Source organism: Sorangium sp. So ce363, assembly GCF_051520435.1.
Lineage (GTDB): Bacteria > Myxococcota_A > Polyangia > Polyangiales > Polyangiaceae > Sorangium > Sorangium cellulosum_B.
In genome coordinates this window covers 12336623-12360019 of sequence record NZ_CP150333.1, presented here as the reverse complement: position 1 = coordinate 12360019, position 23397 = coordinate 12336623, and the positions used below count along the sequence as shown (strand labels likewise).

Genomic DNA, 23397 nt, shown 5'->3' with positions numbered 1-23397 from the left:
CGGAGCGGCCGCGCACGGTCACGGGGACAGGCGTCGATGCCGTGATCCTCGCGAGGCGCGTGTCGTAATCGGTCGTGATCGGTCGTGATCGGTCGTGATCGGTCGTGATCGGTCGTGATCGGCCGTCCGACGATCTCACTTCTCCTGCGCGAGGGTCTCTGATATGAAGTCATCATGAGATATTTGCGCCAGTTCTTCGCATGTTCCGTCCTCGCGGCTCTTGCGATGCAGGTGGGTTGTGGAGCGGAGGCGCCGGACGGCGTCGAGCAGGCGTCGGAGGTCGGCTCGATCAGCCTCGCCCTCGTCGGGACCAGCGTCACGGGCGCGACGTACCGCCTGTCGAACGCCTGGTTCAGCATCCACGGTCCGACGAACCGGCGCGTCGATGGCTCGACCGAGACGCCCGTGATCACGGAGGTGCTTCCGGTCGGCCACTATGACGTCTACCTCGAGCCCTCCTGGGTCCTCGAGCGGTGGACCGGCGCCGGTTACCAGCCCGTTCAGGCGGTCCTGACGTCGCCGAATCCGCTGCAGGTCCTCATCGACGAAGGCACGACATCGACGGTCGTGTTCCAGTTCCGCGCCGACGACGACATCGTCTCCGTCGGCCAGGGGAGCATCGACATCGTCATCGGCGTCGACGACACGGCGGCCCCGCGCGAGGACACCGACGCGGCCTGCGGCAACGGCTACGATGACGATGAGGACGGGCTCGCGGATTGCGCCGATCCGGAGTGTCAGGGGCTGCCCCTCTGCGCGCCGCCGAGCATCGCGGCGCAGTTCACCGACACGCTCGGCGATGACATCCCCGCCATGTGGCCTGCTGTCGTGCTCGCGGATGCGACAGACGCGGACGACATCGTGCTGGAATGCAGAGAATGTGCAGACTGCGGGACGTCGCGGTGGAGCCTCGCGAGCGTGGGCTTCAGCCAAGAGCAGATCAGCGAGATGACCTATTACTTCACGACCAAGGAAGAGGTCGTGGATGGGGCAGAGGACATCATGCAGTGGTCAGCTGGCTGCGTAGACTGCTTCGGGGCTTCGTGTTACCCGCAATATAACTTCTTGTACTGGAGCGCGGGCAGCGGCCTGGCGCACTTCCATCTGACCGAGACCGCAGCGGACTGCAGCTCCTCGGTGTGGAACGTCATGGGACCGCGGGATACGAGCGGCGCCGAAGGAAACCTGTGCGGGCCCGGTGTCGTCGGAGGCATATCCCAGTATTCCGGCAAGGTGGGCGAGTGGTTCCAGATTTCGATCGTGAACCCGCGGTAGGGGACCAACCAAGGTCGGGTGCCCTCATGGGCGCAGAACGCCAGCGCTGAGGACCACCCCACCGCGAGCCCTGGGTGACGCCTGGTCGCACGTGGCCGCGGTCTTCCGCCGCGCCATGGCGATGCCTCTTTTCGTATCAATCTGCAGGTCCGTTCCTCCGCTGCACGGCACCTTTGCTCGTGTCGAGCCCGGCGGCCGACTCGACGCGATCGGCGTGAGGGCTGCCCGGGTGTGCCTCGAGGAAGCGCCGCGCCGCCGCGTGTGCGCCCGCGCGATCCCCCTTGCTCGCCAGCGCCTCGACGCGGATCGCGGCGGCCTCGTCGGAGAGCTGAGCGCTCGGGAACTCGCGCGCGTGGCGAGCCAGGAGCGCGAGGGCGGCCGCCGGATCACCGCGTCGCAGCGCGCGCCGCGCGGTGTCGAGCAGCGCCAGCTCGGAGGCCAGCGTCGGCGCGTTCCTTTCGCGTGCGCGCGGGCTGATCGCCGCCGTGGCGGCAGGAGCCGTTGCGGCGGGCGCGGCCATGAGCGGAGCGTCGTCCGTTCGCTCCTCCGAGACGCGCTCGTGCAGCTCCGCCTCGGCCGCGCCAGGTGCGCGCGGCGCGGCGAGCGCAGCCGGCGCGCTGGACGCCTCCTGAGCGCGCCTCGCGGGCATCGGCGCGTCGACGTGCGTCCATTCGGCGACCCCAAGCGTGAGGACCCCCGCGAGCGCCCCGATCCCGAGCGCGCTCAAGATCCCGCTCCCGCCCGCCACGCCCGCCACTTTCAGCGCGACGCTCGCCCCCGCCGCGGCCGCGCCCCCCGCCCCCGCGGTCGCGCCCCCTGCCACGACCGCGCCCCCCGTCCCCGCGGCCGCGCCCCCCGTCCCCGCGGCCGCGCCCCCCGTCCCCGCGGCCGCGCCCCCTGCCGCGACCGCGCCCCCCGTCCCCGCGGTCGCGCCCCCTGCCACGACCGCGCCCCCTGCCGCGGCCGCGCCCCCTGCCACGCCCGCGCTCCCCGTCCCCGCCACGGCCGCGCCCCCCGTCCCCGCCACGGCGGCGCCGACGCCGACCGCGACGAGCATTCGCCGGGTCAAGCCGCTCGGCGGACTCTCGTCGAGCGCCGCGCGGAGGAGCGTCGTTCGCAGAGCACTCCCCTTCTGGTCCAGAAGGCGCTCGGGATCGGTCATGGCGATTCACCTCGGAAATGGGCCCGCGCCTCTATCCGCCTCACGGCGGCCTGGAAGTGCTCGCGCGCCCGGCGGAGGCGAGACGCGACCGTGCCTGCCGGAAGATCGAGCAGCGCCGCGATGTTCGCCGTCGTCATCTGCTCCAGCTCGAACAGCACGAAGACAGCGCGCTGCTCGAGGGGCATCGTGTCGAGGATGGCATCGAGCGTCGCGCGGGCGCGAGCGCGATCCATCATCTCCTCGGGGTCCGGCGCCGGGTCGACGCGCTCGCAGGGCGCTTCCTCCAGCACCTCCCGGCGCCGCTGCTGGGTTCTCCGCGCGCGCGAGGCGATCCGCAGCGCCGTGCTGAACAGGAACGCGGCCTCCCGGCCCGATTCGATGTCCCCGAGCCGCCGGGCCGCCACGAGGAAGACCTGCTGCGCCGCGTCCTCCGCGTCGGCGCGCGGCACGCCGAGCCGCACCAGCGAGCGCCAGACGAACGCCGAATGCTCCATCACGAGCCCGGTGAGGCGCCCGGCCGCCGCCCGGCTGTCGGGCGGAACTGCGGCGGGGAGCTGCATCAGGGTCAGCGCTTCACCACGGCTCACGCCTTGTGCAATCTCCGGATCGAGACAACTCGATCACAAAATCGACAAGCCAGCACGGAGCAGCAGCATCTGGTGACCGCGGGCACTTCGTGGATGAGCTGCGCCGAGCGTTCGAACAAGCATGAACGCCGCACCAGCGGAAATTGCGGTCCTTATTGCACGTCGACGCGCACAAGCGCGCTGGGCGTGGGCTCCCCGTACTGCATCCGCGTCGCCTCACGCATCGAGCACGACCGCGCGCGCAGCGCCTTCGTCGTCGCCGGCGCTCGCGGTCACGACGACGCTTCCTTTCTTGTGCCCTTGTTCGACACGGGCAAGCACCGTTGTTCTCAACCCCGCTCGCCCGACGCGTCACCTTTCCACTGAAAGACGTGCTCGAGCGGCGCGCCGAAGGCCGCCGCGATGCGGAAGGCGACCTCGAGGGAGGGCGAGTAACGGCCCTGCTCGATGGCGACGATGGTTTGACGGGTGACGCCGACCTTCTCGGCCAGCTCCGCCTGTGTCATCTCGCCCGCCTGAAACCTCAGCGTGCGGATGACGTTCGTGATCCGAGGTTGCCCCTTGCCCATGCGGCGTTCCATTCCTTGAACGTCATCTCGCCCTCCGAGGCAGCGCGTCCTTCCCCATCCGCAGGAGGCGAGCTCCGCCTGCCACACATCCGGCCGCGGATGGCCGGACGTCTGCGCCGCTTCACGCGCGCGGCCACGGCTCTGTTTCCTCGCGGTTTCGCCCCGCTCCGCGCCCCGGCGCCCGCTCCGCGGCCGCGCTGGTTCGAGGTGTCAGCGATCCCTGGAGGGATCGCTGACACCTCGAACCAGGTAACTGACCGGCGAACCAATGTCAATTATTTGATACATGGAGTCGAAATTAATGGACACAGAGTCCAGTTTCTACGACATCAGGGTGCTCGCCGTACCTTCCGTCAGCGAGGGCGCCAGCGTAGGCTCTCTGGCGATGCTCACTCCCACGGTGGTCGTGTTCGACCTGGACGGTACGTTGATCGACAGTCGGGGCGACATCGTTGCGGCGGTGAACCATGCGCTGGTGGCGACGGGCCGGGCCCCGCTGCCAGGGCAGGTGATCGTCCGGTACGTGGGCGACGGCGCGCGCGCGCTGTGTGCGCGCGCGGCCAGGCTCCCCGAGACATCCGAGAGCGTCGAGGACGTCCTCCGCCACTTCCTCGACTACTACGCGCGGCACCCGCTCGACTTCACCCGCTGGATGCCCGGCGCGCAGGAGATGCTCGAGAGGCTCTCGGACCTCGGCGATCTCGCGCTCTGCGTCTGCACGAACAAGCCGCGCTCGACCACCGACGCGGTGCTCGCTGCGCTCGGGGTCGGCGCGCGCTTCCGCGCGGTGGTCGCGGGCGGCGACGTCGCCGCCAAGAAGCCGGATCCGGCGCCGCTGCTCCACCTCGCGGCGCGCGTCGGCGTCCAGCCGCACAAGATGGTGATGGTCGGCGACGGCCCCCAGGACATCGAGTGCGCTCGCCGCGCAGGCGCGCGGTCGATCGCCGTCCTCGGCGGCTTCGCATCGCAAGACGAGCTCCTCGACGCCCACCCCGACGTGCTCCTCCGTACCATGGGAGAGCTCTGGGACGTCCTCCGCCGCTGGCGCGACGCGACGGTCAGGCTCTCCACCGTTCGTTAGCTGCACACCCGCGCGCGTCGGATCTGCGCGCGCGGCCGGCCTGCACGCGCGGCCAGCCTCCCTCCCCGCACGCGCAGGACGTCGCCGCCTGCGCGCCCCTCAGGCCGCGACGCCCTCGGCGATCTCGCGCCCGAACGCTGTCGCGTTGAGGATCGCGCGCAGGCGCACGCGCGCCCGGTGGAGCCGCGAGCGGACGGCGCTCTCGCTCACGGCGAGCTTCTGCGCGATCTCCTGGAGGCCGAGGTCCTCGTGGTAGTGCGCGAGCACCACGTCGCGGTAATCCTCCGGCAGCTCGCAGAGCGCCTCGCGGACGTACGCCTCCCGCTCCGCCGCGGACGCGGCGTCGTCCTCGCCGATCGTGCTGCGCATCGTCGGCAAGAGGCCGAGCTCCTCGAAGTCGAGCCCCTCGACGATGCGCGCGCGCTGCCGCCGCTGCGACCGCATCAGCATGAGCGCCTCGTTCGCCGTCACGCGGAAGAGCCACGTCGTGAAGCTCGAGTCGCCGCGGAACGAGCGGATCGTCCGCACCACCTGCAGCAGCGTCGACTGCACGAGGTCGAGCCGATCCTCGTCGGACACGGGGTAGCGCGCGAGCTGCCGCTCCACGTGCGGGCGGATGAGCCGCGTGAGCTCGTCGAGCGACTCCCGATCGCCGTCCTTCGCCCGGCAGATGACCTCGGCTAACGGGCCCGCGCTCGCGGCGCGGGGCGAGGGGCGCGACCCGACCACGCCGGGCGGGGTGAGACCGCTGGGCGCCAGAGGAGTCTCAGGCCTCGTGCTGGCGCTCGGTACATCGGTCGGAACGGCGGTCAGAGCCATGAGCCATCTCTCCGTCGAGGGCGCCGCGTGCGCTTCCGGCCCACGGGCCCGGTGGTGCGCACCGATCAGCAAAGGCCTTGCCACGGCAAGCTCAACGGACGTGCGCGCCGCGTGCGCACCGCGTGCTCAGCCGGTATAAGCGGGGCCACGATGTCCAGCGACGCTCCGCGATGGGAAGCCCCCCGAGGGCGAAACAGCCAAGTTCCGACGCCCGGGGTGGAGCGGCCAGCGCCGTCCGTCTCCGCACCGCAGCGCGAGTACGGGCACCCGCTGCCCGCCGGTATGCGCGATCTCCTCCCCGAGGAGGCGCGGCGCCGGCGCGCCCTCGCCAAGCGTGTGCTCGATCACTTCGTTCTGTACGGCTACCAGCCGGTCTCGCTGCCCGCGTTCGAGTTCGCCGAGGTGCTCGAGCGCGGGCTCGGCACGCTCGACGCCGCGGACGTGCTGCGCTTCATCGAGCCCGAGTCGGGCGAGGTGGCGGCGCTCCGCCCGGACATGACCCCGCAGATCGCGCGGCTCGTGGCCACGCGGCTCGCGGACGCGCCCCGCCCCATCCGCCTCTGCTACGAGGGCACGGTCCTCCGCCGCCGCCAGGGGCGGGCGCGGCGCGATCGGCAGATCCCGCAGGCCGGCGTCGAGCTCTACGGCGTCGGCACGCTCGCGGGCGACCTCGAGATCCTCCGCCTCGCCGCCTCCGCGGTGCGGGAGGCTGGCCTCGATCACTTCGTTGTGGACCTCGGCCACGGGATGATCGCGCGCGCGCTGCTCGACGCCGTCCCGGCGGCGCTCGCGTACGAGCTCTCGGAGGTGATCGAGCTGAAGGACGCCTCCCGCCTCGCCGCGGTGCTCGCGAGCCCGAAGGCCGCCGACGTCCCGCGCCGCATCGTCGCGGCCATCGCCGCGCTGCCGGACCTCGCGGGCGGCGGCGCGGCTGACCCGGACGGCGCCGCGGTCTTCGACCGCGCCACGCGCCTGCTCACCGGCACGCCCGCCGAGGCGCCGCTCGCCGAGCTCCGCGCGCTCTGGGACGCGGCGAGGGCAAGCCCCGAGCTCGGCCCGGCGCTCCGGGTCGACCTCGGCGAGCTCCGCGGTCTGGCGTACTATACGGGTGCAATTTTCCACGTGCTGGCCGATGGCCCCGGGGAGGCGATCGCGGCGGGCGGGCGCTACGACATGCTGCTGTCCCGCTTCGGCCTGCCGATGCCGGCCGTCGGCTTCGCGCTGAACCTCGACGCGATTGCCTGGGCGCGCGACGTCGCGGGCGCGGCGGACGAGCCGGCGCTGCGGGTGCTCGTCGCTGTGCGGCCTGAGCGCGCCGCGTCGCTCGCGGCGGCGCTGCGGGGGCTGGGCCTCCCGGCCGTGACGCACGCGCCGGACCAGGATCCGGAGGGGTACGCGCTTTCCTGGCGGTTCTCTCACCTGGTGCGGGAGCGGGACGGGGCGCTTGTGGTCGAGGCGACATCCGGCGGCGGCGAGGCCGCGACGAGCGCGAGCGCCGTTCCGGCGGCCCTCGACGACGCCGCGGCGGCCCAGGCGATCGTGCTGAAGACGGGGGCAGGACGTCCGGGCGGCAAGTAGACGCTCGCTCGGCAAGCGAGCCTGGGGTAAAGGCGAACCTGGACCCGGACGGAGCCGCTCGGAGTGACGAGCGGGCCGAGGCCGGGCCACGTGATCCAAGAGGAGCTTCGGAATGACCGCGATCGTGATCGTCGGCGCACAGTGGGGCGACGAGGGCAAGGGCAAGGTCGTCGACCTTTATACGGAGAGCGCCGACCTCGTGGTGCGCTACGCCGGCGGGCCCAACGCCGGCCACACGCTGGTGGTGGGCGGGGAGAAGCTCATCGTTCGGCTCATCCCGAGCGGCATCCTCCGCTCGAACGCCCGCTGCGTGATGGCGCAGGGCATGGTGGTCGATCCCGGGGTGCTCGTCTCCGAGATCGACGCGGTGGAGGCGCGGGGCTGCTCGACGCAGGGGCGGCTGTTCGTGTCGGATCGCGCGCACCTGATCTTGCCGTTCCACCCGCTCGTCGACTCGCTCCGCGAGGCGGCGGCGGCGGACGGCGTGCGGCTCGGGACGACCAAGCGCGGCATCGGCCCCTGCTACGAGGACAAGGCGTCGCGGCGCGGGGCGCGGCTCGGCGATCTGCGCGACATGAAGCGGCTCGCGCAGCTGGTGTCGCGCTCGCTCGAGGCGTGGACGCCGACGCTGCGCGCGCTGGGCGGCGAGCCGCCGTCGCTCGACGCGATCCTCGACGAGCTCACGCCGCTGGCGAAGCGCATCACGCCGCTGCTCGCCGACACGTCGCAGCTCATCGACGGCGCGCTCCGCCGCGGCGAGCGCGTGCTCCTCGAGGGGGCGCAGGGGACGTTGCTCGACATCGATCACGGCACGTTCCCGTTCGTGACGTCGTCGTCGGCGATCGCGGGGGGCGCGTGCGTCGGCGCCGGGGTCGGCCCGACGCGCATCCGCCGCGTGCTCGGCCTGGCGAAGGCGTACTGCACGCGCGTGGGCGAGGGGCCGTTCCCGACCGAGCTCGACGGCCCGCTCGGCGAGCGGCTCCGCTCGGTGGGCGGCGAGTACGGCTCGGTGACGGGCCGGCCGCGGCGGACCGGGTGGCTGGATCTGCCGGCGCTGCGCTACGCGGCGCGGGTGAACGGCCTCGACGGGATCGCGCTCACCAAGCTCGACGTGCTGACCGGCATGCCGGAGCTCAAGGTGTGCGTCGCCTACGACACGCCGTCGGGCCGCACGCGGGAGTTCCCGATCGACGACATCGCGACGGCCAAGCCGGTGCTCGAGACGGTGGCCGAGTGGAGCGAGCCGATCGACGCCGCCCGCTCCATGACCGAGCTGCCCGCGGCGGCGCGGCACTACGTGGAGATGGTCGAGAAGGAGACCGGCGTGCCGGTCGACGTCGTCTCGGTCGGCGCGGACCGCGAGGCGACCATCGTCCGGCGCAACGCGTTCGCGTGAGCGGCGGCACCTCGGCTCACCGCAGCGGGCGATGAGCCGCCGTCTCGTCCAGCGGGACGGTCGTCCGGACGTGCAGCTTCGATAATTACTGGCCCGAGCCGCCGTTCTTGCCACCGCCGCCGGGCGTGCCGCCCCGCTGGCCGCTGCCGCCGCCCGGCGTGGTGGTCCCGCCCGGCGCGCCGGTTCCGCCGCTCGGCGGCGCAAGAGACCCGCCGCCCGGCGTACCGCCGGTCCCGCCGCCCGGCGTACCGCCGGTGCCCGGCGTGCCGCCCGGCGTGCCGCCCGGCGTACCGCCAGTGCCCGGCGTGCCGCCCGGCGTGCCGCCCGTGCCGCTGCCCGGTTTGCGCTGGGTGCCGCTGCCCCACTCCTGCGTGCCGCCCTGGGTGCCTGGCTCGCCCTGGGCGCCTGCGCCCGGCTCTCCCAGCTCTCCTCCAGGTCCAGGCATCGTACCCGCGCCGGGCGTTCCGCTCTCGGGCGCTCCTGGGGCTCCAGGCGCGCCGGGGGTCTCTCCGGTCGGTGCGGGCGCCGGCGAGGCCGCCTCTCCGCCTCGATTGCCCCCACAGGCCATGAGCGGCAGCGCGGTCAGGACTACCAGAAACATGCTTCGCATGATGTGTCTCCCAGGTCGTTTGCGTTTGCGGCTCGTGCCGAGCCGCCGGCGATGCGGACGCGCCCGTGCGCGCGAAGGCCGCCTCCGGAGCCTGGCGGCGTAGCGTCCCGCGCTCGACATGCTGGGGCCGGATCCGGCCCTCGGGATCGAGACGACGCCGGAACGGCGCATCGGGCCGCGCCCGATCGAAGGCCGTTAACCCCTCAGGACACGAACAACGCCTGACGCCGGCCGGCGCGCGCTCGACGACAGGCGCTCAGCCGGTCACGGAGCGAGCGAATCGATCCACACGCGCCACACGCGGCGCGCAAACCGCCCTCGCGCGGCTCGCCCGGCGATTGCATGGCGAAAGGACCACCTGTGACCGCGGAGCACGCCGCGCCCGCGCGCGGCCGCTCGCAGCGCGGCGCACGTCGGAGGGGTGAGGCATGCGCGAGAAGTTCATGGAACCAGTCGTCGTGATCACGGGCGCCTCGAGCGGCATCGGCCGTGCGACAGCGCTGGAGTTCGCCAGGCGCGGAGCCGCCGTGACGCTGGCGGCCAGGCGAGAGCAGCCGCTGCGCGAGCTCGCCACCGCGTGCGAGCAGGCCGGCGGCAAGGCCCTCGTCGTGCCCGCCGACGTCACGAACGAGGCGGCCGTCATGGAGGTCGCGCGGCGCGCCACGGAGGCCTTTGGCCGGATCGACGTGTGGGTCAACAACGCGGCGGTGACGCTCTTCGGGCTGTTCGAACAGACGCCCTCCGAGCCTTACCGGCGCGTCATCGAGACCAACCTGTTCGGCACCATCCACGGCGCCCGGGCCGCGCTGGCCCAGTTCCGGCGGCAGGGCAGCGGAGTGCTCATCAACGTCGCCTCGATGGCGGCCAGGCTCCCCGAGCCCTATGTCAGCGCCTACGTCGCCTCGAAGCACGCGATTCGCGGGCTCTCCCAGAGCCTGAGGCAGGAGCTCAGGCTGCTGCGGGCCCGCGACATCCATGTCTCCACCGTCCTGCCGGCGACGGTCGACACCCCGCTCTTTCAGCACGCAGGCAACTACGCGGGGCGCACGCCCAGGGCCATGCCCCCGATCGTCTCACCTGAACGCGTGGCGCGCGCCATCGTTCGCCTGGCACGGAAGCCTCGGCGAGAGATCTTCGTGGGCAGCGCGGGCCCACAGCTCGCCTTGCTGTCTCTCCTCGCGCCGGGCCTCGCCGAACGCCTGCTCGCGCGGAGCGTCGACAGGCTGCATCTCCTGAACGACCGGACCGCCTACGCGACGAACGGCAACCTGTTCGCGCCCCTGCCGGAAGGAACCACCGTGACCGGCGGATGGAAGCAGAAGCCGCGCGGGAACAGGCGCCTCCTGCGCGCCGCGGTCCTCGGGCTCGCGGCCCTCGCGCCCGCCGCGCTAGGCCTCTTGTGGCTCCGCCCAAGGCTGCTCGCGTAGACGCGCGGCGGTGACGGCGCGCTCCCTCGAAGGCGTCTGGACATATCGTCGGCACAAGCACGCTTTACAGCCCGGGCCGAACAGCTCACCCGCTGTGCGCCGCTCGACAGATCGATGCCGCTGGAAGAAGGTCGGGCGAAGTCAGCAGGGAGAAGTTCGCTTTTCCTCCAGGGGATCGACTATTCTGTCCATTCCTATGGCCGAGAACAGCTACGTGTTTGCGGGTTCGGAGCGTGCGCGAGAGCTGGAGCGCCTGCGGCGGATCGAGGGCTTCTTCGACCCCGGCAGCCGGCGCCTTCTCAAGGCGTCCGGGATGGGGCCCGGCTGGAGCTGCCTCGAGGTCGGGGCCGGCGCCGGGTCGATCGCCTGCTGGATGGCAGAGCGCGTGGGCCTCGAGGGCGAGGTGGTCGCGGTCGACCTCGATGTCGGGTTCATGGACGCTTCTCCGCCGCCGGGCGTCCGGATCATCGAGGGCGACATCCGCCAGCTCAATTTCCACGCGGCGCGCTTCGATCTGGTGCACGCCCGCTACGTGCTCGTCCACAACGCGGATTTCCAGCATCTCCTCGACGCCATGCTCGCAGCGCTGAAGCCCGGCGGCCACCTGGTGCTCGAGGAGCCGGACTTCACCGCGGCGAGGGGCGCCTCCGGTCCGGATATCGAGGCTTTCGATCGGGTCAATCGGTCGATCCTCGCGATGTTCGAGGCCGACGGCAAGGACCCCGGCCTCGGCCTGCGCCTTCCCGCGATCCTGACGTCGCGAGGGCTCGCCATCGAGGCCGTCGAGAACGAGGTGCCGCTGTGCCCGGGCGGTCACCCGCTGTCCGAGATCATGAGCCTCTCAGCCACCCAGCTCCAGCACAGGCACCTCGCGACAGGGCGGGTCAGCGCGGAAGATCTCGCCGGCTACGCCCGGTTCGCGGCCGATCCGTCGGCGTGGGGTGTCTACTATGGCACCGTCGGCGTCCTGGCCCGCAAACCGGCCAGTATCTCCGACTGACGTCCTTCTCCCGCCCGGGCGGCCAGGTGACGGTGCCAGGTGACGGAGACCGAGAGCCCGACTCCGGGCCCATCCTCCAGCAAAGCGGCAAACTCCGTCCTGCGCTCTCCGTCGAGCCCGGACATGGCACCACGCTGATCCTCCGACAGCGCCGCTCCCGGCCCCCGCCCGCCCTCGCGCAGGGATTCCAGCGCCGCCGCCCGGGCAGGTGCCCGCGTCCGTTCATCGACGTCGAGAGGTGGCATCTCTGCGCCGGTCCGTCGCGCGGCACGGACGATTCAGCCGATCCTGCGCGCTGGTGAGAATTGCCTATTTGATGTTCTCGCGGCTTGCGTCTCCCAACAACAGTTCAAGATACGTGACGGGGCGGGCCAGGCATCACCGCCGAGCGCTCCAGCGCCGGCCCCGCTTCCGTCAATGACATGGGGGAATTATGAACATTCGAGTCGACTCTCTTCGTTTTGCATGGATGGCAGCCCTCGCGCTCGCGGGGACCAGCGCTTGCTCCGTCGCGGCGGGAGACGGTGTTCTGGTGGCGGCGGACGAGGACAGCTCGGAGGAGGCGGTCGAGTCCACCTCACAGGCCTTCTCGCTCACCATGCCGCAGCTCGCCGCGGTGCTCGCCGCCTTCAACGCGCTCGAGCTCAGCGACGCGCAGATGGCCCGAGCCAAGGCGTCGGACGCGCACGTCTTGGAGCTCGCCCAGACGCTGTTCGATCATCACACCGCCGCGAGCCAGCAGCTCGCGCTCGCGCTCACGCAGATGGGCATGGCGCCGGTGGACAACGAGATCAGCCTGGCGCTGATCGAGCAGGGCGCGGCGGATCAGCAGCAGCTCACGGGGCTCGCGGGGCCCAGCTTCGACTGGACGTTCGTCAATGTTCAGATCTATCGACACCGGGAGTTCCTCGCCCATCTCCAGGAGCAGATGGCCATCGTGGGGCCCGAGCTGCACCCGGGGCTCTCTCACCTCGTCCCGGAGGTCCTGAGCGCCACGAAGCGGAACCTCTCGTTCGCCACGTCGCTCCTCGCGCTCATCGGCAGCCCGTACATTCCGGAGGGCGGCTATCCGCCTGGCGTCCCCTATTTCGGCAATTACGGCACCTACGGCAGCTACATCGACTACGGCAATTACGGTAACTACGGCAATTACGGTAACTACGGCGGCGGCTTCGCCAACAACGGGCCTTCCTACGGCCCCGTCTACTTCGGCGCCAACGGGCCCTACTCGCCCGCCGTCTCCCCCTACTACGGGGTTTACGGCCGCAGCGCGGCGTCTGGCTTCGGCGCGCCCAGCCCGTACCCCCGCCCGTGAGCCGAGGGGCGCGGCGCGCTACAGGCGGCGCCGTGCCCGGCCGCGATCCGGGATGACCGCGTGGATCTCCGCCTCGCTGAAGCCAGCCGCCCTGTAGAGACGCTTCAGGTGCACCAGCTCGATGTGCGCGCTCTTCGCCACCGAGGCGCGGATGCGGTCGAGCACGCTCAGCCGCTCCAGCGGCAGCCGGGTCGCCTCGACCGTCGAGCGCACCGCCGCCGCCGCCGACTTCACCTCGGCCGCCGCGGCCTGCGCCTTGTCCAGGCTGAGCTTCGGGTGGATCCCCGAGCCGAGCAGCTGCGCGAGCACCTCCAGCCGATCCGGCTGCCCCGTGAGATCGCCGTCCTCGTCGTCGGCGAAGTAGGCCACGCCGCCCGGGAACAGGATCGACAGCGCAGGATCCGCGGAGGGGCGCCCCACGGCGTTCCAGACGTCGTCGGCGACCTTGCCGAGCGCGTCGTCGGCGCGCGCGGACTCCGCCTCGACCTTGGCGAGCAGCGGCTCCGCCTCGGAGCGCGCGGCGTTGCGCTGGGCCTCCACCCCGTCGAAGAGCGTCAGCACGGGCACGAGCCGCTGCTCGGCGAGCTCCCGGAGGGGCCCGCCCTTCGCGGAAGCGCTGTGGAGCGTCGCGCGCACGTCACCGATGATGTCGTCCGCTGGCGCATCCTTGCGAATCACCTCGCCCATGATGTCGATCCTCCTCAGGCTCCAAGGCTGCGGAGTCCAGCGAAACACGACCCGCGAACGCCCCCCGTCGACGCTGTCACCTCGGGCACCATAACGGACCAACGCCCACCCGATCAACCGGATCGCAGCCCTGCGCCGTCGGCCCCGGCGTGAGCCTCCAGCGCGCCTCCCTGGTACACTCTCGCCGTGCACCTCGGCCCGCTTCTGCTCACGGCCCTGCTCGTCCTCCCGCTCGCCGCGCACGCCGGACAGGCTGGCGATCTGGTCGCCGCCGCGGCGGCCGCGGGGCGTCCGCCCGAGTGCTCGGCGCGATCCGGCCGGGCCATCGCGCGGGGGCCCACGGTCTGGGAGCGCGCGCGGGCGCCTGAGCTCCCGCGCTACTGCGACCTGCTCGCGCGCGGCCAGGCGCAGCTCGGCGGCGACGCCGAGGCGGCGCGCGAGTCGGCGCGCCTCGCCGACCAGCTCCTCCCGGGGCACGCCGCGCCGCAGGTCCTGCTCGCCCGCGCGGCCCTCGCGCTCGGCTCGCCCGAGGACGCCGCGCGCGCCTTCGAGCGGGCGCGGAGCGTCGATCCCCGCAGCGTCGAGGATCCGCAGACGATGCACGACCTCGCGCGCTCGCTCGCCCGCACCGGCAAGCGCGGCGAGGCGATCGCGATCTACCGCGCGCTCGTCCCGCGGATCGATCTGCTCGGGACCGCGGACCAGCGCGCGCTCGTGCTGCTCGAGGCGGCGCACCTGTCGATGGCCACCGCGGGCGCGGCGTCCGTCGCCGACGCGAGCGCGAGGCCGCCCGCCGGCGCGCACGGAGAGGCGGCCGCCCGCGGGGACCTCGACGAGGCGATCGCCTACCTGCGCGAGGCGCGCCTGCGCGCGCAGACGCAGCTCGCCCGCGACGTCACGCTGTCGCTCGCGCTCGCGCTGGACCGCGCCGGCGACAAGGCCCAGGCGGACGCCGCGCTCGAAGGCGACGCGACCGCGCTGGAGGCCGCGCGCCCGCGCGGGGAGGGTCCGCGCGGCCGCGCGGAAGACCGGAGCGCCGGCGCGGCCGCGCGCGAGCGGACCGCGGACGACCTCGCCAGCGCGGCGGCGCGCCTGCGCACCGTCGAGTACCTCGCGGTCCCGGAGGACAGGCTCGCCCTCGAGGCGCTCGCGCTGGAGCGGGCCATGACGGCGGCCGCGATCGCGCGCTGGGAGGCGTACCTGTCGGGCGCCGGCGGCCAGGGGCCATGGGCCCCGGCGGCGCGCGCGCGCCTCGACGCGCTCCGGCGAGGCGCCGGCGGCGGGGCGCGCGCGCCCGCGCGCCCGCGCGCCCCGCAGGAGCGGAGCGCGGCGCCGCGGCCAAGCGCGGGAGGAGCGCGGTGACGCGGTCATCGCTCCCGCCCCGGCGGTCGCCCCTGCCGTGGCGCTCGCGCCTGCCGGGCGTCGCGGCGCTCCTTGCGTTCGCGCTCGCGGCGGGGCCCCTCCACGCAGCGCCGACCGTCTGGTCCCGCGCGCTCGATCCGGCGGCCGGCGAGCGAGAGGAGCTCATCTCCCAGGCAGACGCGCTCCTCGCGCGGTACGACCAGCTCCGGCGCTCGCCGCTCCTGGAGCGGGTCGAGGAGATCGGCCCGCTCTGGCTGCGCGAGGCGCGCGCCCTGTACGAGCGCGCCGGCGCGGCGACGTCGCGCACCCCTTCGGTGCGGCTGCGCTACGCCGACATCCTGGAGCACCTCGGCGACGTGCAGGGCGCCGTCGCGACGCTCGAGGGGCTCCTGCGGCTCCAGCCTCCGGCGCCTTTCCGGGCCGACGCGTGGCACGCGCTGGCGGTCTGCTACGCGCGGCTCGGCAGGTACACGGACGAGATCGAGGCGTACGACGAGGCGCTGGTGCTCGAGCCGCACGCGGTCTCGCGGGCGCTGCTGCTGGCCAACCAGGCCGAGGCCTACATGGCCCTCGGCGACATCACGTCGGCGGTCGAGGGGTACCGCGCCTCGCTCTCGACCCTCGGGTCGCTCGATATGGTCCGTTACGGCGTGACCACGCTCTGGGGGCTCGCGGTGGCGCTCGACCGGTCCGGCGACCTGGAGGGAGGCATCGAGAACATCCGGCTCGCGAGGACCTACGACCGGGCCGATCAGCAGATCAACGGCGCCGGCTGGTTCTACGTGCCTGCCCACGACGAGGCCTGGTACGCGGCGCTCGGCCACTGGGCCGCGGCGCGGAGCGCCGAGCTCGGCGCCGCGCGCGCGGAGGCCTACCTGCAGGCCGTCACCGCGTGGGAGTCCTACATCGCCCGGGCTCCGGGGAACGATCACTGGCTGCCGCTGGCGAAGGCGCGGCGGGCGCAGTGCGAAAGGGAATCGGAACAGACCCTGAAGCGCCTGCGCAAGCTCGCGGCGCCACAGCGGCGCTGAGCCGAGGCGGCGCGCGCTTCAGCGTCTGGACGGCCGCGCGCCGCTTCCGCCCGCTCCGGCGACGCACGGCGAAGGACGGCCGCGCGTGCGCGTGGTTACCGATGGCGCTCTGGTCGTACAGCGCACAGCGTGCGATGGCGAGAGCCCCCTTTACGACCCCGGCCGGCGGGTTCACCTTAACGTGGTCGCCCTCGCGCGCGGGGGCGGCGCCGGCCAGCTCACCCCGGACGGAGGATCCATCGAGATGCGTGACTCGGTGTTCGATGAGCATGTGCTCTGGTCCGGACGTCCCAAGGTCGTCGCGACGCCGATGCTCTACCTCGTGGGCGCGGCGGTCTGCGGCGTGACCTCCGCGATCAGCACCGCGTCCGCCATCGTCGTGAGCAAGGCGCTCGACGCGTCGCCGAACCAGCTGCTCGCCTTCGCGGCCTGGATGGCGAGCCTCGCGGTGGCGTTCAGCTACCTGCCGCGCTGGTGGCGCTCGGAGCTGGAGTACATGCTCACCGATCGGCACATCGTCGTGCAGCGCGGGAAGCTCCGGCGCTCCATCGAGCGGCGGTCGATCAGCTACGCGCGCATCCACTGGAACCCGAAGCACCCCGGCGTCGGCGACCTCGAGCTCGTCAGGGCGGTGCCGACCGGCGCCCTCCGGCGGCGGCTGTCGATCGTGCTGACCGGGGTCGTGGCCCCGGATCGCGTCTGGGCGATCCTCCGGGGCGTGGTCCCGTCGGCGCCCGCGGGCGACGGTCACCGCCTGCTCTCGCAGCGCCTCGACGAGGGCGAGCGGGTGCTCTGGTCGGCGCACCCGGCCGACGGCTGGCACAAGTGGCTCCCGAACGGCCTGCGCGGCGTCGGCTCGGTGCTGCTCGGCGTGCTCCTCGGCGGCTTCGCGGTGGTCACGGCGATGCACGCCGTGCGCAGCATCCGCATCGTGACCGCGGCGGGCATGGATCCGGAGAGCGTCTCCTTCGTGGCGCTCGTCGCGTCCCTCTCGCTCACGATCGTGCTGCTCGTCGCCGCGGGCGCGGCGATGCTCTACATGTCGGTGGTGCGCCCCGCGCGGCTCTCGGCGCGGACGCGGTACCTCATCACCGACCGGCGCGTGCTCATCCAGCGGGGCGACGAGGAGCTGCACCTCGATCGCTCGCGCATCGTCGACGTGATCGACGCGCCGGGCGCCGGGGGCCTGAGGGACGTGTTCCTCGTGCTCGACGGCCCGCGCGCCCGCGCCGTCGCCGCGAGCGGCGCCTTCGGTGAGGCCCCGGGCGCCGGGCTCCAGCCGGTGCTGCACCGGGTCACGGACGTGGACTCGGTACGGCAGATCCTGCGGCCGGCGTAGTCCGCTGCGCGGTGCCGTTCAGACTGGATCTCGAGGGCTGCCTCACACGCGAGCCCCGATCCTGCGCCTCCGAGCTCAGCAGTGTACCCCGCGCACGCTGGATCAGGGTAAGGAGCCCCCATGCCGATCGTTCAGATCTCCGATCCGCAGCAGCCGGCGCCGACGAGCTGCGGCGTCATCGTCTTCCGCCTCGATCTCCAGACGGGTGATGTCGACGGCACCTTCGCCCTCGCCCTCTACGAGGGTGAGCTCGCGCGCGAGACCGGAGTCAAAATCAGCGGCCCGCCGGGAGATTTCGCGGGCGAGTACTCGGTCACCACCCTGCGCCCCGACGGGACCACGTTCGCCCGAGGCCGCATGATCGCTCAGCGGCTCGGCACGCAGGGCGTCTACCTGGTCCGCTGGGACCTCGAGCCGGTCCCGGAGGCGCTCCAGGAGCTCGGCTATGTCCCGGGGACGCGGCTCATCTACGAGGCGATAGGGATGAAGCTCAACGGCACGGAGATCGCGGTCGCCTGGGACAACAACGTCTTCGCGCGGCGCTGGCCCCAGGGATCCGCCCCGCAATAGAGCGGTTTTCAGCTGAGCCTGGTACGAGCGTCGCAGAGCGGCGGTCACCCGCACAGGAGACGGGTCCAGATCGGCGTTTTCGGCGCGGAAGCGCACTCCAGTGCGCTGAGCACCGAAAACGTCGAGATGGGCCCGTATCCGAAGCGGGTGACCGCCGCTCTAGAGAGCCCCGGTCTCAGCCGGGCAACGCGACGATGAACGTCGCGCCCTCGCCTTCCTTTCCATCGACCCGGATCGTGCCCCGGTGGGCCTGGACGATGTCGTAGCTCAGCGACAGCCCGAGCCCCGTGCCCTGGCCCGTGGGCTTCGTCGTGAAGAACGGGTGGAAGATCTTGTCCCGCAGCGCCTCGGGGACGCCGACCCCGTTGTCGCGCACCCGGATCTCGACCTCGCGCCCGAGCCGCCGCGTGCTCACCATCAGCGTCGGCACGTACGGCCCGGCCGCCGAGCGCTGCTTCTCTCGCAGCGCGTGGAAGGCGTTCGTCAGGAGGTTCACGAACACCCGCCCGATCTCCTGCGGCACCAGCTCGATCGCGCCCACCGTCCCGTCGTAATCGCGCTCGATGATCACGTTCAGATCGAGCTTCTGCGCCCGCATCCCGTGGTAAGCGAGGCTCACGTACTGATCGAGCAGCCCGTTCAGCCCGACGCTCTGGCGCTCCCCCGTGCCGCCGCTCGCGTGCTGCATCATCCCCCGCACGATCCCGTCGGTGCGCCGCCCGTTCTCGGCGATCTTCTCGGCGCTCTGCTTCAGGCTCACCACCAGATCCTCGATCTCGGCGACCCGGAGATCCCGGTTCGACGCGAGCCCGTCCAGGATCTCGGCGGCGATATCGACGTTCGCCTCGGCGAAGTTGTTGATGAAGTTGAGCGGGTTCTTGATCTCGTGCGCGATGCCCGCGGTGAGCTGCCCGAGCGAGGCCATCTTCTCCGATTGCACGAGCTGGAACTGCGTCGCCTTGAGGTGATGCAGCGCCTCCTCGAGGTCGGCGTTCTTCTTCCGCAGCTCCGCCGTCCGCTCCCCGACCCGCTGCTCGAGCTGCCCGTAGAGCACCGCGTTCTCGATGGACACGGCCATCTGGGCCGAGAGCAGCCGCAAGACCTCCAGCCGCTCCTGCGTGAACGCGCCCGTGGCCAGGTTGTTCTCGAGATAGAGCACGCCGATGAGCTTGCCCTGGTTGAGGAGCGGCATGCACAGGACCGACCGCGTCTGGTTCCGGGTGATGTAGGGGCTCTGGGTGAAATCGCCCTCGTGCGCCGCGTCGCCGAGCAGCACGCTCTCGCGGGTCCGCTCCACGTAGACCGCGATGCTCTCCGCGAACTGCCCCCCCTCCACGGACGACACCAGATCCAGCTCCGTGACCGCAGGGGCGGCCCGCGGGTCGGCCGGATCCACGCGCGCCTCCACGCTGGGGATGAGCTCCTCGCCCTGCGCGAGCAGCAAGACGCCGCGCTCGGCCCCCGCGTTCTCGATGACGATGGTCATCAGCTTGGTGAGCAGCCGCTCGAGCACGAGCTCGCTGGCGATCGCCTGCGACGCCTTGAGCACGCTGCCCAGATCGAGCACCCGCGACGTCTGCTGCCGGGTGCTCGTGGTGGTGAGCGTCGTCCGATCGAGGGGCGCCTCGGCCAGCGGCTGCGGCGGGTTGAGCTCCGCGTCGAGCAGCGCCACCTTGCGCCGCGCGCCCCAGAGCTCGAAGCCATAACGCGCGTCGGCAAGGTAATCCCTGCCGAGCCGCTCCTTCCCGCGCCGGAGCCAGAACCTGCCGTAGAGCTCGCTCGCGAGCGCCTCGTCCTGGAGGAACCCGTGCGCCCTCGCCGCGGTGATGGCGCGCTCGTACAGCTCGATGGCCTCCCCGGTCTCGCCCGCGAGCCGCCCGAGCTCGGCCCCGACCAGCGCGTGCATGTGCGAGAACGTCTCCGGGCAGACCTCCGCCCAGCGCCCCAGTTGATCCCGCCTCGCCGCGGCGGCCTCCTGGAAGGCCCGCCGCTCGTCCGCCCCGGCGCCGTCGGCCAGCGCCGCGAGGCACAGCGCATGATGAAACTGGTGCTCCGCCGACGCCACGTTGCCGGTGACGGCCGAGATGAGCGCCTCGGCCCTCGTCGCCGCGGCGCGCGCCCCCGCCAGATCGCCGTGCAGGTACAGCGTCTGCGTCTTCAGGATGTGATGATAACAGAGCGCCATCACGCTCTGGTTCGCCTCGCATGCGGCCAGGTAGTCGGCCTCGGCGGCGGGATCCGGCGCGGCGCCCCCGGCCCTGTCCGAGAGGTCCGCGAGCGCGAGCTCCAGCCCGCGGATGATGTCGATCGCGATCTGGTTCTTGCTCTTCTGGTTGAAGTGCAAAAACTCCGGCAGATCCGCGAGCACCTGGGCGAGGGGCCTGCCCTCGTACAGCTGGTTGAACAGCTTGTAGATGAGGATATAACCCGCGTACCGCAGCTCCCCGGCCTCGAGCCCCGCCTTGTACCCAGCGTCGTTGACCGCCTGGGCCGCCGGCAGGTGCTTCACCCACGGTAGAAGGAAATTGCCGAGGGCGAAGCAGCTGTTGCAGACGTCGCCGGGGCTGTTGAACCGCTCGCCGAGCCGCACCGCGAGCACCCCCATCTCGTAGCCCGCGAGCTGCTGGCCCCGGAACCCCGAGAGCACGATCCCGTAGAACGCGAAGATCGAGCAGGCGCCGGGGGCGAGCCCGTACTGGAGGCTCAGGCCGACCGACTTCGTGACGGTGAACGCGTAGAGCTGCCGGTCCACGTAGAACGTCGCCGAGAGCACGTTCGAGAGCAGCTTGAGCGCGGCCTTGCCGGCGGGGTCCTCCACGGCGGGCGCCTCCAGCAGCGACTCGAGGGGGCGATCGCCGAGCCGGCGGTCGACGTCCGCGAGCTCCGCCTCGAGCGCCGCGCCGAGATCCCGCTCGGGCAGGTCGATGCCGAGCAGGGCGAGCCCGCGCCGGGCCACGTCGATGGCCTCCGCGTACCGCCCGACCATGGTGCAATGGCTGACCAGCGCGTCGTAGACGCTGGCCTGCTCGAGCGGCGTCCGCGCGTGATCGAGCAGCGCCCGGGCGAGCGTCTCGGCGCGCGCGTGGTTGCCGTTGAGCCCCTCGGCCTCCGCGAGCGCGCGGTGGAGATCCGCGGTGAGATCGTGGTGCTCTCCCCAGGAGCCCTCGGGCAGGAGCGCGAGCCCCACGGCGAGGTACTCCCGCGCCGCGGCATAGGCGGTGGAGCTCTTCGCCCGCTTCCCGGCCTCCAGGTTCAGCCGGGCGATCTCGAGCCGCTCGACCGGATCCGTGACGAGGCCCCGCCCCTGGTTCAGGTGCGTCGCGAGCTGGAAGATCCGCTCGGCCCGCTCCGGCCCGCTGATCTTCGAGAGGAGCAGCCGCCCGATCCTGAGGTGCACCGCGGGCCGCTCCGCCTCCTCGACGAGCGCATACGCCGCCTGCTGCACCCGGTCGTGCAAGAACCGGTAATGCCGCACGAGCAGCGAGGGATTTGTCGAGTCCTGGACCACCTCGAGCTCGGAGGCCGGGAGCAGGAGCCCCTCCAGCGCCGCCGCGAACAGCGCCTGGGACAGCGCCTCCTCGGACCTGCCCGCCACCAGCGAGAGCGCGCGCCCGTCGATCTCGCTGCCCATGCAGGCGCCGAGGCTGAGCGCCTGCTGGGTCGCGGCCGGCAGGCTGCGGATCTTGCCGATCATGAGATCGATGATGCCGTCGGTGACGCCCTTCGCCTCGATCCGGCCGAGGTCCCATTGCCACCGCCCCCGCTGCCGGTCGAAGGCGATGAAGCCTTCCTTGTGCACCGCCTTCAGCAGCTCGCTCACGAACAGCGGGTTGCCCTCGGTCTTGCGCACGATGAGCTCCGCCAGCGGGCGGACCCGCTCCGGCTCCGCGTGCATGGCCTGGCCGAGCAGCTCCTCCACGTGCTCGCGCGCGAGCGGCCCGAGGTGGATCTCGCGCACCGCCGTCCCGTACGCGCGGATGGCCGCGAGCGTCATCGTGAGCGGGTGAGCCGGCCCGACCTCGTTGTCCCTGTAGGCCCCGATCAGGAAGAGGTGCGCCAGTCGCTCCTCCCCGAGCACCCGCTCGAGCAGCCGCAGGCTGGCCGCGTCGGCCCATTGCAGGTCGTCGAGGAAGATCACGAGCGGGTGCTCCCGCTTCGCGAAGACGCGCAGGAAGCGCTCGAGCACCAGGTTGAAGCGGTTCTGCGTCTCCGTCGGCCCGAGCTCGGGCACCGGCGGCTGAGGCCCGAGGATCGCCTCCACCTCGGGGATCACGTCGAGGATGACCTGCCCGTTCTGGCCGAGCGCGCCGCGCAGCGCCTCCTGCCACCCCGCGAGCCGCGCCTGGCTCTCCCCGAGGATCTGCCGCACCAGCGACCGGAACGCCGCCACCACGGCCGCGTAGGGCGTCGCCCGCTGGAGCTGGTCGTATTTCCCGCCGATGAAGTACCCCCGCCGCCGCGTGATCGGCTCGTACAGCTCGCGCACGAGCGCGCTCTTGCCGATGCCCGAGGAGCCGGTCACGAGGAGCAGCTCGGCCGCCCCGCGCGCCCCCTCGACGGCGCTCCGCGCGCCCTGCGCGACCCGCTCGAAGGTCGAGAGCAGCGCCTCCACCTCGCGCTCCCTGCCGTAGAGCCGCTGGGGGATCTGGAACCGCTCCGGCACGTCGCGCGCCCCGAGGTCGATCGCCCCCACCGCGCCCGTCTCGCGGAGCGCCGCGATGCACGCCGCGAGATCCGCCTTGATGCCATACGTGCTCTGGTATCTCGCCTCGGGCGCCTTCTCCAGGAGCCGCATCACGACGTCCGACACCGCCCTCGGCACGCCTTTCGCCCGCGCGTGAGGCGGCGCCGGGAGCCTCGCCAGGTGGCAGTGCACGAGCTCCATCGCGTCCTGCGCCGGGAAGGGGAGCGCCCCGGTGAAGAGCTCGTAGAGGGTGACGCCGAGCGAGTAGAAGTCGGTGCGGTAATCGATCGCCCGGTTGGTCCGGCCGGTCTGCTCGGGGGCGATGTACATGAGCGTCCCGTCGAGCACGTCCGGGCTCTTGAGGACGGGGTTCTCCCGCGAGAGCACGGTGGAGATGCCAAAGTCGATGATGGCGAGCCGCTCCCGCTCCGCGCTCCAGACGATGTTCGAGGGGTTGATGTCCTTGTGGATGATGCGCTGCTCGTGGAGCTGCCCGAGCGCGTCCACGACACGGACGGCGATGTCCAGCGCCTCGGCGAGCGGCGGCGTCCCCCGGCGCAGCAGCCTGTCCAGCGACTCCCCGCCGAAGTCCTCGATAGCCATGGTCCAGCCCTGCAGCTCGAGCCCGAGGCCATAGGCCCGGGGGACGCAGGGCAGCTCGATCCCGCGCTGCATATCGTATTCGCGCTGGAACCAGGCGAGCCGCTCGGGAGACGGGCGGAGCGGCTTCAGGATCTTGAGGATGAGCGGCTCCCCGTCCGCCTTGCGCAGGGCGCGGCAGACGCGGGTGTTGGTGCTGTCGTAGACCTGAGCCTGTATCTCGTACCCGGGCAGGACCATGCTGGATCTAGCCTCGAAGCGCCGCGGGGCAGCGGGGCGAGTGGCGGAGGGCGGCGCTCATGGGA

The 23397-nt window shown here is 72.2% G+C and carries 18 protein-coding genes; 11 read left to right on the top strand and 7 right to left on the bottom strand.

The window, feature by feature from the left end; all coding sequences use genetic code 11:
* Positions 1-174: 174 nt before the first annotated feature.
* On the top strand, positions 175-1275 hold the full coding sequence (locus tag WMF12_RS46500) for a hypothetical protein (protein WP_437855643.1): 1101 nt from the start codon (positions 175-177) through the stop codon (positions 1273-1275).
* A 136-nt stretch (positions 1276-1411) separates the two neighbouring features.
* Here the strand turns inward: WMF12_RS46500 and WMF12_RS46495 are convergent, their stop codons facing one another.
* From WMF12_RS46495 to WMF12_RS46485, 3 genes are all read right to left on the bottom strand, one after another.
* Entirely contained in the window at positions 1412-2437 is a 1026-nt protein-coding gene (locus tag WMF12_RS46495) for a hypothetical protein (RefSeq protein WP_437855640.1), read from the bottom strand.
* Complete coding sequence (locus WMF12_RS46490; protein ID WP_437743137.1) at positions 2434-3024, bottom strand: RNA polymerase sigma factor; 591 nt, start codon at positions 3022-3024, stop codon at positions 2434-2436. The genes WMF12_RS46495 and WMF12_RS46490 overlap by 4 nt, the downstream gene beginning before the upstream one ends.
* Positions 3025-3353: 329 nt before the next feature.
* Positions 3354-3593: a helix-turn-helix transcriptional regulator gene (locus WMF12_RS46485; protein WP_437743136.1), complete on the bottom strand. Its 240-nt coding sequence runs from the start codon at positions 3591-3593 to the stop codon at positions 3354-3356.
* 385 nt (positions 3594-3978) lie between these two features.
* Between WMF12_RS46485 and WMF12_RS46480 the strand changes: the two genes are divergently transcribed.
* A complete protein-coding gene (locus tag WMF12_RS46480; protein ID WP_437855632.1) occupies positions 3979-4674 on the top strand; it encodes an HAD family hydrolase in 696 nt (231 codons plus the stop codon).
* A gap of 99 nt (positions 4675-4773) precedes the next feature.
* Here the strand turns inward: WMF12_RS46480 and WMF12_RS46475 are convergent, their stop codons facing one another.
* Positions 4774-5493 carry an RNA polymerase sigma factor gene (locus WMF12_RS46475; protein ID WP_437855626.1) on the bottom strand — a complete coding sequence of 240 codons (720 nt, stop codon included), beginning with the start codon at positions 5491-5493 and terminating at the stop codon, positions 4774-4776.
* A gap of 282 nt (positions 5494-5775) precedes the next feature.
* On the opposite strand from WMF12_RS46475, the gene WMF12_RS46470 reads away from it, so the two are divergent.
* Positions 5776-7071: an ATP phosphoribosyltransferase regulatory subunit gene (locus WMF12_RS46470; protein ID WP_437855622.1), complete on the top strand. Its 1296-nt coding sequence runs from the start codon at positions 5776-5778 to the stop codon at positions 7069-7071.
* A gap of 112 nt (positions 7072-7183) precedes the next feature.
* Entirely contained in the window at positions 7184-8467 is a 1284-nt protein-coding gene (locus WMF12_RS46465) for an adenylosuccinate synthase (protein WP_012241506.1), read from the top strand.
* 85 nt (positions 8468-8552) lie between these two features.
* Here the strand turns inward: WMF12_RS46465 and WMF12_RS46460 are convergent, their stop codons facing one another.
* Positions 8553-9077 (bottom strand): hypothetical protein, encoded by a 525-nt coding sequence (locus WMF12_RS46460; RefSeq protein WP_437855618.1) that lies wholly within the window; start codon positions 9075-9077, stop codon positions 8553-8555.
* Positions 9078-9505: 428 nt separating this feature from the next.
* On the opposite strand from WMF12_RS46460, the gene WMF12_RS46455 reads away from it, so the two are divergent.
* The 3 genes from WMF12_RS46455 to WMF12_RS46445 all read left to right on the top strand — a co-directional run bounded on the left by WMF12_RS46455 (position 9506) and on the right by WMF12_RS46445 (position 12819).
* Positions 9506-10504 carry an SDR family oxidoreductase gene (locus WMF12_RS46455; RefSeq protein WP_437855616.1) on the top strand — a complete coding sequence of 333 codons (999 nt, stop codon included), beginning with the start codon at positions 9506-9508 and terminating at the stop codon, positions 10502-10504.
* A 10-nt stretch (positions 10505-10514) separates the two neighbouring features.
* Positions 10515-11504: a class I SAM-dependent methyltransferase gene (locus tag WMF12_RS46450; RefSeq protein ID WP_437855610.1), complete on the top strand. Its 990-nt coding sequence runs from the start codon at positions 10515-10517 to the stop codon at positions 11502-11504.
* Between the two features lie 469 nt (positions 11505-11973).
* The gene (locus tag WMF12_RS46445; RefSeq protein WP_437855605.1) at positions 11974-12819 is read left to right on the top strand and encodes a DUF4142 domain-containing protein; all 846 of its coding nucleotides are present in this window, start codon (positions 11974-11976) and stop codon (positions 12817-12819) included.
* Between the two features lie 18 nt (positions 12820-12837).
* On the opposite strand, the gene WMF12_RS46440 is transcribed toward WMF12_RS46445, so the two are convergent.
* Positions 12838-13506: a hypothetical protein gene (locus WMF12_RS46440; RefSeq protein WP_044967360.1), complete on the bottom strand. Its 669-nt coding sequence runs from the start codon at positions 13504-13506 to the stop codon at positions 12838-12840.
* A gap of 186 nt (positions 13507-13692) precedes the next feature.
* Between WMF12_RS46440 and WMF12_RS46435 the strand changes: the two genes are divergently transcribed.
* The 4 genes from WMF12_RS46435 (at position 13693) to WMF12_RS46420 (ending at position 17808) form a co-directional block, all read left to right on the top strand.
* Positions 13693-14868: a hypothetical protein gene (locus tag WMF12_RS46435; protein ID WP_437855598.1), complete on the top strand. Its 1176-nt coding sequence runs from the start codon at positions 13693-13695 to the stop codon at positions 14866-14868.
* Positions 14865-15899, top strand: a complete 1035-nt coding sequence (locus WMF12_RS46430) for a tetratricopeptide repeat protein (RefSeq protein WP_437855595.1) — start codon at positions 14865-14867, stop codon at positions 15897-15899. The genes WMF12_RS46435 and WMF12_RS46430 overlap by 4 nt, the downstream gene beginning before the upstream one ends.
* 244 nt (positions 15900-16143) lie before the next feature.
* The gene (locus WMF12_RS46425; protein WP_437855592.1) at positions 16144-17238 is read left to right on the top strand and encodes a hypothetical protein; all 1095 of its coding nucleotides are present in this window, start codon (positions 16144-16146) and stop codon (positions 17236-17238) included.
* Between the two features lie 120 nt (positions 17239-17358).
* Positions 17359-17808 carry a hypothetical protein gene (locus tag WMF12_RS46420; protein ID WP_437855589.1) on the top strand — a complete coding sequence of 150 codons (450 nt, stop codon included), beginning with the start codon at positions 17359-17361 and terminating at the stop codon, positions 17806-17808.
* Between the two features lie 175 nt (positions 17809-17983).
* Here the strand turns inward: WMF12_RS46420 and WMF12_RS46415 are convergent, their stop codons facing one another.
* Positions 17984-23332: an AAA family ATPase gene (locus WMF12_RS46415; protein ID WP_437855585.1), complete on the bottom strand. Its 5349-nt coding sequence runs from the start codon at positions 23330-23332 to the stop codon at positions 17984-17986.
* Positions 23333-23397 lie beyond the last annotated feature (65 nt).